Genomic DNA, 10,397 nt, shown 5'->3' with positions numbered 1-10,397 from the left:
CATGAGTTTCATGCGCTCGTTCATCGCGCTCACAGTCCTGCTCGTGGCCGTGGCCGTCGGGTTCGGGGCCATGGGCGCCCACTGGGTGGACCGGCTGGCGCGCACCCCTGCGCCCCTGCAGCGCATCATCGGACCTCTGGTCTCGGACAGCGAGATCACCGCTGAGCTTTCCTCCACGCTGACGGCCGAGGCGAAGAAGGCCGTGCCGGCGGAGATGCTCGAACTGCCGCTCATCGGGGAACAGATCAACCAGGTCATCACCGTCGCGGTGGTGACGGCGCTCGCGGATCCCGGCGTGCAGCGCGCCTGGAACGAGTCGATCAACCGCTCCCGTGTGGCCTATGTGAAGGCGCTCGACGCCGTGCGCGAGGACGAGACGCTGGAGGCTCCCACCATCTGGTTCGACCTCTCCCCCTTCGCCCAACTGGGGAAGGCGAAGCTGATGGAGGTCTCGGCCGAGCCGCTGCACCCCTACCTCGACCAGATCCAGTTGGATGAGGTCCGCCTCCCGCTGGGTCAGCCGTCGGAGTCCATCACCCAGTCCATCGCCGACGGCGTGGGCGCCGCCCGCAACTGGCCGTGGTTCTACGCGGCGGCCGGGGCGCTGGCGGTCAGCGGCCTGGTCATCGGGTCACGGCGCGGCCGCTGGGTGGCGCTTCTCCTGGCGGCAGCGGCGGCGGCGGTGGGCCTGTGGTTCGGTCGGCTCACCGTCGAGAGGGTCGCCTTCCCCGAGGGCGACTCCCTGGCCGCCGCGGTGCGCACCCGGATCGTCGAGGGCGGCACCCAATCCTTCCTGGACTTCACCCAGCCCGCGCTGTACGTCGTCTACGGGCTGATCGGACTGAGCCTGCTGGCCCTGCTCCTCGCAGGGACCACCAGGCGCTCCTAGGCGAAGACGACCGGCTTCTGCGACCAGCCGCCCAGCGGGCGTTCGGCGCGGACGCCGGGCTGATCCGCGGGAAGCGACAGATCCCTGGTTGCGTCGAGCACCTCTTCGAGGAGGATGCGCAACTCCAGAGTGGCCAGCGGCCGCCCAGGGCACACGTGCGGACCGGCGCCGTAGACGAGGTTCGCCCCGGCATTGGCCTCGGGCTCGTACCGGTCGGGGTCCTGGAAACGCGCCGGGTCCCGGTTCGCCTCCGTCCAGTCCACGACGAGGCGCTGGCCGTGGGCGACGGGGCAACCGCCCACCTTGGTCTCACGCGTGGCCACGCGTCGGTTGCTGACGAACGGGTCGTCGATGCGGAGCAGCTCGTCGATCGCCGCGGCGAGCGCCGACGGGTCGGTGCGCCGGGAGCGGACCTCCGCCTCGATGGCCGGGTCCTGCGCAAGCTGGTGCAGGACGACGCCGGCGCAGAGGGCCAGGGACCCGAGGTCGCCGCCCGTCCAGTTGCGCAGGATGGAGATGATCTCCGGCCGGGCCAGCTGCCGGCCGTCCACCTCCTGGCGGATGAGCTCGTCGGTGACGTCCTGGGCCGGTTCGCTGAAATGCGCCGCCCGCGGGTCCACCACGCGACCGATGATGTCGTCAAACCACTGCGCCACCTCTGTGGTGCGCTCGAGGTCACCCGAGCGGGAGGCATTGGCGTTCTCCGCCACCCAGTCGATCAGTTCCTGGCGGAGTTCCGGTGACCAGCCGAGCCAGGCCAGCATCGCGTCGACGGCGAACTGCACGCCGAGGCCGTGAATGACTTCGACGGGCTCACCCTTAGGCACGGCGGCGACGGCTCGGCGGGCCACCTCCCGGACAGGTCCTTCGAGGGCGGCCATCCGCTCCTCGTTGAAGTAGGGGTCCAGCGCACGCCTGAAGGCGGCGTGCTCCTCACCGTCGAGCCCGTTGGGTACCTGCAGGAAACGCGACACCTTGCTGGAGAACGTCTCGGGGTCCTGCACCACGGCGAGGGCCTCGGCGTGTCCGGTCACCCGGATGGTGTCGCCGTCAGGGAAAGCGCTCATGGTTTGACACTAGCGGATTGGAATAACAGGGGCACGTGGGTTGCGCCGTCAGGCCTGGGGAATGGCCCGGCCCTCGGTGTCGACGACCTCCCGGGTGCCCAGCACCCTGTCCAGTTCCACGACCGCCTCGAGACTGGCGGCGTCCTCGCTGTCGCGGGCGCTCTCGTCGATGAGGACCTCGATCACGACCTGCTCATCGGTCTCCTCGGTCACCTCCGCGGCTGCAACGGTGTCGCCTGCGGCGGCCTGGATCTGGAGGGTGAGCGCCTGGGAATCAGGATCGCCCGAATAGGTGGACGGACTGACTTTCACGGTGTCGGTGCAGGCCATCAGGGCGCACGCGAGCGCAACTACCGCGATCCAGACCGCCGGCCGGGAACCACGTCGCTGTCGGTTCATAGGAGTTACCCTACCGGGGTTACTCCCCGCACGAAGGTGTCAACGCCGACCCGGAAATGATGCTCCGCGAGGGCGGGGTCGAACTCCGTCAGAACTCCGAGGGCGTACATCTGGGTGCGGGTCTGCTCCTCGACGACGTGCCCGAGCACGAAGTGGAGCAGAGCCGCCATCGTCGCCTCAGGTTCCGGGTGCCCCGCACGCGCGAGGAGGTCGCGGCCACCTGCCGTCGGATCAAGGGTGCCGAGGCCGAGGGCGTGGGAGGAGCTCACGAGTTCGGCGGCATCGCGATGGGTGAGCAGCGCAGCACGGAGGCTGTGGGCCCAACCGGACAGGTCATCCACCGAAGTGAGCGTGGCGAGGATCTGGTCCGCGATCGCGGCCAGCAGCGACTGCTTATTGGGCACGTGGTAGTACAGGGCCCCCGCCTGGACACCCAACGAATCCGCGACGCGCCGCATGCTGAGGTCTCCGAGGCCGTACTCGTCGAGGATCGCCAACCCGGCATCGACGATGGCCGCCCTGCTCAGCGCCACGAGGCCCCTTCCCTGTCCGCCCGGCTGCCCCGGCGGAGATATGCACGCGCCCACCCTACTGGCACGCCTACGCTGGAGGCATGCGTGAGTTCCACAAGCCAGTCCGACGCCCCGGCGACATCATCGAGGCGCTCCACGGCGCCGGCGACCCTGCAGAGCTCGGGGGGCTGGCCCACGACACGGCCGCCGCTCTCCTCCACCGGGTACGCACAGCGCCGGACCCGCGGATCGTCGACAGGCTGATCGGGTACGCCGACGAGCACGGGATCGACGATGTCGCCGAGCTGTGGGCCGACGCGCCCGCGGAGACGTTGCCCGGCGCGCTGTGGCGGCTGTACCTCGTCCGGCACACCGTGGCCGCCAACCCCGAGGACGCGGGCCGCATCTTCGCCCGGGGTGCGGAGGTCGACGGCGTGAACCAGGCCATCGCGGGCTCCCCGCACGCCCCCACCCCGGCGGAAGTGGTGGTCCTGGTCAACCAGATCCTGCGCGGCGCCTTCACCGGCGACTTCGCCGTGGCGCTCGAGCGCGCCTCCGCGTTCAGCCGGGTGATGGCGGCAGGAGCTGCGGAACTGGGCCCGCGCCACGACGACCACGAGCGGCTCACCGCCGGCTACACGACGATGGCCGAGGAGTTCACGATGCAGGCGAAACTGTGGCGATCAGGGCAACTGACTTGAGCCTCAGCGCGGAGCCATTACACTCGGTAGATGCCGGGCCGCGGTAACCCCGGGCTCCACTTTAAGCCGCTTCGAGCGGCCACGCGCCGAGAGGCGTTCTGCGGTCCGGCCCTCACTTCTTCAACGCCATGCGGGCCCTGCAGCGTGATCGCTGCAGGGCCCGCATCGTTCCCGTATCTTCCGATACTCAGGCGCGCTGGACCGCGCCGAAGCGCTCCTCCGCCATCTTCACCGCGGACTGCCGGGCCGCCGCCGCCTCTGCGTCGGTCAGCGTCCGATCGGCGCGGAAACGCAGCGCGAACGCCAGCGACTTCTTCCCCTCGCCCACCTGGTCGCCCGTGTAGACGTCGAACAGCGCGATCGACTCGAGCAGTTCACCGGCACCCTCAGCCAGAGCTGCCTCCACCTCGACGGAGGCGATGTCGGCGTCGACGATCAGCGCCACGTCCTCCTTCGCCATGGGGAAGGAGCGCATGGGTTCGATGTCGCCGCCGCGGACGGCGTGGCCCAACAGCAGGTCGGCGTTGAACTCGACGGCGCAGCTGCGTTCCGGCAGGCGGAAAGCGGCGACCACCCGGGGGTGCAGTTCACCCGCGTGGCCCAGCACGATGCCGTTGACCGACAGCTCGGCACACCGGCCGGGATGCCACGGCGCCATCTCCACGTTGCGGCGCTCCAGTTCGACGCCGACCGCCGCGGCGGCCGCTTCGGCGAACGCGACGACGTGGGTCCAGTCGGCGACGACGGCGGGACCGTCCCAGCCTGCGGACTTCCAGTTGCCGGTCACGACGGCGGCCATGGTTTCGGGCTGCGCGGGCAGCGCTGCGTCGAGCGCGGCCAACTCATCCTCGGTGGGGCGGGTGGCGACTCCGGGGCGGGGGGCGTCGGGCTCCCCGCCGTCGAAGAAGACCCTGCCCTTCTCGAACAGCGCCAGATCCGGCAGGCTGCGCGACGTGTTGCGAGCGACGGCCGTGAACAGGCCGGGCAGCAACGAGGTGCGCAGGTAGCTGTGCGTCTCCGACAGCGGGTTGGCCAGCTTCACGAGGCGTCGACGGGGGTCCGCCTCAGCGACACCCAACTGGTCGAGCTCATCGACCGAGACGAACGGCAGGGACAACACCTCGGTGAAACCCAGGCCCGCCACCGCGCGCATCGCAGCGCGCCGGTCACGGATGGCCGGGTCGAGGCCGCGGGTCACGGGGGGGACGGGCAGGGTCATGCCGATCCGGTCGAAGCCGACGTGACGACCGACCTCCTCCACCACGTCATAGGGGTCCACGAGGTCGTTGCGCCAGCTGGGGGCGGTGACGGTCAGCGAGTCCCCCAGCGCGGTCACCCCGATCGACGCGGCGTTGAGCAGGCGCAGCGTCTCGTCCTGCTCGATGCGGGTACCCAGCACGTCGGAGATCAGGCCGCTGCGCAGCGACACCGTGTGCGGCACTGGGGCGGAACCGACGACGGTCTCGGCCGTCACCTGTCCCCCACCGTGGGTGGTCAGCAGCTTCGCGGCTCGCTTGGCGGCGGCGTAGGGCAGCTGCGGGTCGACGCCGCGCTCGAAGCGTTTCGAGGCCTCGGACGGCAGGCCGTGACGGCGGAACGTGCGCGACACCGAGGTGGCCTCGAAGTGCGCGGCTTCGAGGACGATCCTCGTGGTGCCCTCCGAAACCTCGGTGTTCTCGCCGCCCATGACGCCGGCCATGCCGATGGGACCGGAATCATCCGTGATCAGCAGGTCGTCGGTGGTGAGCGCGCGGTCCTGGCCGTCCAGCGTGGTCAGGCGCTCACCCTCGTGCGCGAGCCGCACCCGGATGGGGCCCTGCAGCTTGTCGCCGTCGTAGGCGTGCAGCGGCTGGCCGGATTCGAGCATCACGTAGTTGGTCACGTCGACGGCCAGCGAGATCGAACGCACGCCCGAGGCGCGCAGCCGCTCAGCCATCCACTCGGGAGAGGACGCGGCGGGATCGATGCCTTCGATGGTCAGCGCCACGAAGGAGGTGCAGCGCTCGGATTCCAGCACCAGCGGATGGCCGCCCTCAACGGGCTCGGGCAGGGGCTGGCGGTAGGTGTCCTCGAAGGTCACGCCGTTGGCGATGGCCGCCTCGCGGGCCAGTCCACGCAGCGACAGGCAGTAACTCAGGTCCGGCGTCACATCGATGTCGAGCACCTCGTCGGCGCTCCACAGGATGTCCTGCGCCTGGGTACCGGGCTCCGCGCTGCCCGGGGCGAGCACGATGATGCCGTCGTGATCCTCGCCGAGGCCCAACTCGAGCTCCGAGACGATCATGCCGTCGGAGACGTGGCCGTAGGTCTTGCGGGCGGCGATCTCGAAGTTGCCGGGGAGGACGGTGCCAGGCAGCGACACGACGACGAGGTCGCCCTCGGCGAAGTTGTGCGCGCCGCAGACGATGCCGCGGGAGGCCGGGAACTCGTCGGTGGCAGGGTCGTTGTGCCCGCCGACGTCCACGCGGCAGTAGCGGATGGTCTTGCCATTCTTCTGCGGTTCGTCGACGTGGCTGAGCACGCGTCCGACCACCAGCGGGCCCGTCACCGGCGACTCCGTGGACTCGATGCGTTCGACGGTGAGCCCCACCGCGGTGAACTGCTCGGCGAGCTTGGCGGTGGTGACGTCGGAGGGCAGCGTGACGAGGTCGCGCAACCAGGAGACGGGGGCCTTCATCGGGCTCCTCCCAGGATGGATCGGCTGAAGCGGATGTCGCCCTCCACGAAATCGCGGAGGTCGGGGGCGCCGGTGCGGAACATGACCGTGCGGTCGATGCCCATACCGAACGCGAAGCCGGAGTAGACCTCCGGGTCCACGCCGCAGGCCCGCAGGACCCGCGGGTTCACGACGCCGCAACCGCCCCACTCGATCCAGCCTTCGGAACGGCAGGTGCGGCAGGGCGCGTCGGGGTTGCCGACGGACTCGCCGTGGCACACGAAGCACTGCACGTCTACCTCGGCCGAGGGCTCAGTGAACGGGAAGTAGTGGGGGCGCATGCGGGTGGCGGTGTCGCCACCGAACATGGCCTTGGCCAGGTGGTCGAGCGTGCCGCGCAGGTCCGACATGGAAATGCCCTTGTCCACGACGAGGCCCTCCAGCTGGTGGAAGACCGGGAGGTGCGTCGCGTCGTACTCATCGGCGCGGAACACCTTGCCGGGGACGACGACATACAGCGGCACACCGTGCGTCAGGAGGGCGCGCGCCTGGACCGGGGAGGTCTGGGTGCGCAGCAGCTTGCCTGCCGACGGCGGGTCGATCCAGAGGGTGTCCTGCAGGGCCCGCGCGGGGTGGTCCACCGGCACGTTGAGGGCGTCGAAGTTGTACCACTCCGCTTCGAGCTGCGGACCGTCGGCGACCTCCCAGCCCATGTCCGCGAAGACGTCGATCATCTCGTCGATCTGGTTGGTGATGGGGTGCAGCGCCCCGCGCGGGCCGGTGGTGACCGGGAGGGTCATGTCGATGCGCTCGGCGATCAACGAGGCCTCAAGCTCAGCGGCCGCGACCTCTTCCTGGCGAGCCGCGAAGGCCTGGTTGACCTGGCCGCGGGCCTTGCCGATGCGCTGCCCGGCCTCCTTGCGTGCCTGCGGGGGCAGGGCGCCGATCTCGCGGTTGGCGAGCGCCAGCGGCGAGGTGTCGCCCGCGTGGTCGTGCCGCGCCTGCTTGAGTTCAGCCGTCGTGACCGCGGCGCCGATGGCTGCCAGCGCGTCAGCGACGAAACCGTCGATGGCCGCCGGGCCGAGCGAGGCGACCTGCTTGGGATCGAAGTTGTCGTTTGGCCCCGACATGGGTCCCTCCTTGTTCACTGTTGCGTGGACGGACGGCGCGGTGCCGTCATCCTGCTGAAGAGCGTCGTTGTGCGGAGGCGGTGGCGTAGAGGCACACCGCAGCAGCGCTGGAGAGATTGAGGCTCTCCGCCCCACCCCACATTGGCACGGCGACCACCTCGTCGGCCAACTCACGGTCTTCTTCGGGCAGTCCCCATGCCTCGTTGCCCATGATCCAGGCCACAGGGCCGCTGAGTTCGCCGGCGGCGGCCTTCAGGTCGAGCGGGTCCCCGTCGCCGTCGGCCGCCAGCACCGTCATGCCCATGGCCTTGACCTTGGCTACCGCCTCAGCGAGTGGCACCCCGGTGAGGATGGGGAGGTGGAAGAGGCTGCCGACGGTGGAGCGCACCGTCTTGGGGTTGTAGATCTCGACGCTTCCCGTGGTGAGGATCACGCCGTCGGCGCCGAAGGCGTCCGCGCAGCGGATCACGGTGCCGGCGTTGCCCGGGTCCCGGACCTGCGCGCAGATCACGAGGAGGCGGGCGTCGGTGACGTCCTCCCAGCCGAACGACAACTGGCGGCAGACCGCCACGATCCCCTGCGGGGTGACCGTGTCGCTCAGCGTGCGCATCTGCTGGTCCGTGGCCTGCCACACGGGCACGTTCACGGCGTCGAGCAGATCGGCGTGTTTGGCGGGGTCATCGACGATGACCTCCTCCACCAGCGAACCGACGGCCAGCGCCTCGCGCACGGCCTGTCGGCCCTCGGCCAGGAAGAGCCCGGCCGTGTCGCGGCCGCGTCGCCCCGTCAAACGACGAACCGAACGCAGCACCGAGGCGGGAAGGCCGGGGGCTGCGTCCGGTCGAAGGGTCACTGAGTCCGCTTTCAGGCGGCTGCAGCGGGCTGGTTGTCCTTGGCGACGGCGACGAGGGCGTTGAACGCCGTGATGTCGTTGACGGCAAGGTCGGCGAGGATCTTGCGATCCACCTCGACACCGGCGTTCTTCAGGCCGTTGATGAAACGGTTGTAGGTCATGCCCTCGGCGCGGACGGCAGCGTTGATGCGCTGGATCCAGAGGCCGCGGAAGTCGCCCTTCTTGGCGCGACGGTCGCGGTAGGCGTAGGTGTACGAGTGGAGCAGCTGCTCCTTTGCCTTGCGGTACAGACGCGACCGCTGGCCGCGGTAACCCTTCGCCTGCTCGAGAACTTCGCGGCGCTTCTTGAGCGCGTTCACCGAACGCTTCACGCGTGCCATGGTGACTCCTTGGGTGGTGTGTGTGATTCAGAAAGATGGTGGGGTGGGAACTGCGTCCCGGCTTGAGCCCCGGCCTGGGCCGGGTTCAGCGTGCGGGATCAGCGGCCCTTGTGCTTGCCGAGCAGCTTGCGCACCGACTTGACGTCGGCCTTGGACACCTGGGCGGTGCCCTTCAGGCGACGCAGGCGCGTCGAGCCGAAGGTCTCGTTGAGGTGGCCGAGGTTGGCCTGAGCACGACGGATCTTGCCAGTGCCCGTCATCTTGAACCGCTTCTTCGCACCGGAGTGCGTCTTCATCTTCGGCATATCTAGCTCGCTTTCCTACTCGATCTCAGAGATCGATGTCTGGGTCCATGTTGTCTGCAGGACCACGCTTCTTCTGGTGGGCATCCGTCTGGGCGGCGGCGCGGAGTTCCGCTTCCATCACCCGTTCGTTCTCGGCCTGCTCCCTGCGCTCCGCCATGCGGCGGTCGCGGTCGGCGGCCTGATCGACCTTCGCTTCGGTCTTCTTCTTGGTGGGTCCGAGCACCATGAGCATGTTTCGGCCGTCCTGCTTGGGAGAGGCTTCGATGAAGCCGAACTCCGCCACGTCGGCCGCCAGGCGGCGCAGCAGTTCCATGCCCAGTTCGGGGCGGGACTGCTCGCGGCCGCGGAACATGATGGTGATCTTCACCTTGTCGCCGGCTTTGAGGAAGCGGACCACGTGGCCCTTCTTCGTCTCGTAATCGTGCTGGTCGATCTTGAGGCGGAGCTTCATCTCCTTGGTGGTGACGTTCTGCTGGTTCTTGCGGGCGTCGCGCACCTTCTGTGCCGCCTCGTACTTGAACTTGCCGTAGTCCATCAGCTTGGCGACCGGCGGACGCGCCTGCGGGGCCACTTCGACAAGATCCAGATCGTTCTCCGCCGCGAGACGCAGGGCGTCCTCGACGCGCACGATGCCGACCTGCTCGCCATTGGGGCCGACGAGCCGGACTTCGGGTACTCGGATGCGATCGTTGATCCGCGGTTCAGTGCTGATGGGTCCTCCAGTTGAAGAGTTGGTATGTACTGGTCAACAGCAAAAGGCCCCTGCACATGCAGAGGCCCACACACCAACTCGACGACGGAGCAACCGCTCGTCGTGGGGTGACCCGGCCGCCACAGCAACTCGGGTGGGAGTGGAACTCCGCTTTATCAGGGCAGCCGGAAGCCGCCAACCTTGAAGATTATACGCAGGCCGCCCTGCATCTTCCAAAACCGGGCTCGCCGGGGCCCGGCGGCGTGGTCAGGCTTCGTCGTCCTCGGCGTACTTCACCCACGCGAAGTCCTCGCCCTCGAACTCGACGAGACGGAAACCGTCGGCGAACTTCTGCAGCGCGTCGCCGGCGATCACGAACGGTACAGGGCCGGCGACGTCGATCAGCAATTGCTCCGCGTCAGCGGCCTCGACGGTGGCGCAGAGCTCGTCGAGCAGGCAGGGCACGGGCCGCGCGTCGGCCTCCCAGGCCTTGAGGGAGTCGTAGCCGGTGAAGGCCAGGAGGTAACTGCCGGACTCGTCCGTGAGCGTGACGGCCGCCATCTCCGCGTGACGGTCCGGGTCCGGGGCGTCACCGCCCTCGTCACCGCTGGCCACGATCGGCAGGAGCAGGCGGCTGGTGCAGAGCGCCACCAGGGCCCTGATGTAGCCGTTGTGGTCCTGGGCGCGCGCGATGGCGGCGCGGGTCAACGGATCCGCCGCCCCGTCGTCCCCGGCGAAGCGGGAGTTCGGTTGTGCCAGGGAGCGCAGTTCGACCATGCCCAGAACCCTAGCCGTTCATGCGCCCGCGGCGATG

At 69.2% G+C, this 10,397-nt stretch carries 12 protein-coding genes; 2 read left to right on the top strand and 10 right to left on the bottom strand.

Going from position 1 to position 10,397, the window contains the following annotated elements:
• Position 1: 1 nt before the first annotated feature.
• Entirely contained in the window at positions 2–889 is an 888-nt protein-coding gene (locus J7D54_RS05850) for a hypothetical protein (RefSeq protein WP_182764292.1), read from the top strand.
• On the opposite strand, the gene J7D54_RS05845 is transcribed toward J7D54_RS05850, so the two are convergent.
• From J7D54_RS05845 to J7D54_RS05835, 3 genes are read right to left on the bottom strand one after another with little or no spacing between them, the layout of a single operon-like run.
• Positions 886–1,956, bottom strand: coding sequence for a cytochrome P450 (locus J7D54_RS05845; RefSeq protein WP_182764293.1), 1,071 nt, complete (start codon positions 1,954–1,956; stop codon positions 886–888). The two genes, J7D54_RS05850 and J7D54_RS05845, sit on opposite strands and share 4 nt — an antisense overlap.
• Before the next feature lie 48 nt (positions 1,957–2,004).
• Entirely contained in the window at positions 2,005–2,355 is a 351-nt protein-coding gene (locus tag J7D54_RS05840; RefSeq protein WP_182764294.1) for a hypothetical protein, read from the bottom strand.
• A gap of 5 nt (positions 2,356–2,360) precedes the next feature.
• Complete coding sequence (locus J7D54_RS05835) at positions 2,361–2,888, bottom strand: TetR family transcriptional regulator (RefSeq protein ID WP_182764295.1); 528 nt, start codon at positions 2,886–2,888, stop codon at positions 2,361–2,363.
• 80 nt (positions 2,889–2,968) lie between these two features.
• Between J7D54_RS05835 and J7D54_RS05830 the strand changes: the two genes are divergently transcribed.
• Positions 2,969–3,568 carry a DNA-directed RNA polymerase subunit beta gene (locus J7D54_RS05830; protein WP_182764296.1) on the top strand — a complete coding sequence of 200 codons (600 nt, stop codon included), beginning with the start codon at positions 2,969–2,971 and terminating at the stop codon, positions 3,566–3,568.
• 187 nt (positions 3,569–3,755) lie between these two features.
• Here J7D54_RS05830 and pheT read toward each other — a convergent pair whose 3' ends face one another.
• From pheT to J7D54_RS05795, 7 genes are all read right to left on the bottom strand, one after another.
• Complete coding sequence (gene pheT / locus J7D54_RS05825) at positions 3,756–6,245, bottom strand: phenylalanine--tRNA ligase subunit beta (protein ID WP_182764297.1); 2,490 nt, start codon at positions 6,243–6,245, stop codon at positions 3,756–3,758.
• Complete coding sequence (pheS, locus tag J7D54_RS05820) at positions 6,242–7,354, bottom strand: phenylalanine--tRNA ligase subunit alpha (RefSeq protein ID WP_182764298.1); 1,113 nt, start codon at positions 7,352–7,354, stop codon at positions 6,242–6,244. The genes pheT and pheS overlap by 4 nt, the downstream gene beginning before the upstream one ends.
• 46 nt (positions 7,355–7,400) lie before the next feature.
• Positions 7,401–8,207 carry an RNA methyltransferase gene (locus J7D54_RS05815; protein ID WP_182764299.1) on the bottom strand — a complete coding sequence of 269 codons (807 nt, stop codon included), beginning with the start codon at positions 8,205–8,207 and terminating at the stop codon, positions 7,401–7,403.
• An 11-nt stretch (positions 8,208–8,218) separates the two neighbouring features.
• Complete coding sequence (gene rplT / locus J7D54_RS05810) at positions 8,219–8,587, bottom strand: 50S ribosomal protein L20 (RefSeq protein WP_076063952.1); 369 nt, start codon at positions 8,585–8,587, stop codon at positions 8,219–8,221.
• A gap of 98 nt (positions 8,588–8,685) precedes the next feature.
• Positions 8,686–8,892, bottom strand: coding sequence for a 50S ribosomal protein L35 (gene rpmI, locus J7D54_RS05805; RefSeq protein WP_076063949.1), 207 nt, complete (start codon positions 8,890–8,892; stop codon positions 8,686–8,688).
• Positions 8,893–8,917: 25 nt separating this feature from the next.
• Positions 8,918–9,586, bottom strand: coding sequence for a translation initiation factor IF-3 (infC, locus tag J7D54_RS05800; protein WP_371811088.1), 669 nt, complete (start codon positions 9,584–9,586; stop codon positions 8,918–8,920).
• 264 nt (positions 9,587–9,850) lie between these two features.
• Positions 9,851–10,360 carry an SseB family protein gene (locus tag J7D54_RS05795; protein WP_182764300.1) on the bottom strand — a complete coding sequence of 170 codons (510 nt, stop codon included), beginning with the start codon at positions 10,358–10,360 and terminating at the stop codon, positions 9,851–9,853.
• Positions 10,361–10,397 lie beyond the last annotated feature (37 nt).

The sequence above is a fragment of the Tessaracoccus sp. MC1865 genome (assembly GCF_017815535.1).
In the GTDB taxonomy this organism is placed as follows: domain Bacteria; phylum Actinomycetota; class Actinomycetes; order Propionibacteriales; family Propionibacteriaceae; genus Arachnia.
Note: the sequence above shows the minus strand (reverse complement) of the source record. Positions and strands in the feature narration are given on the sequence as shown.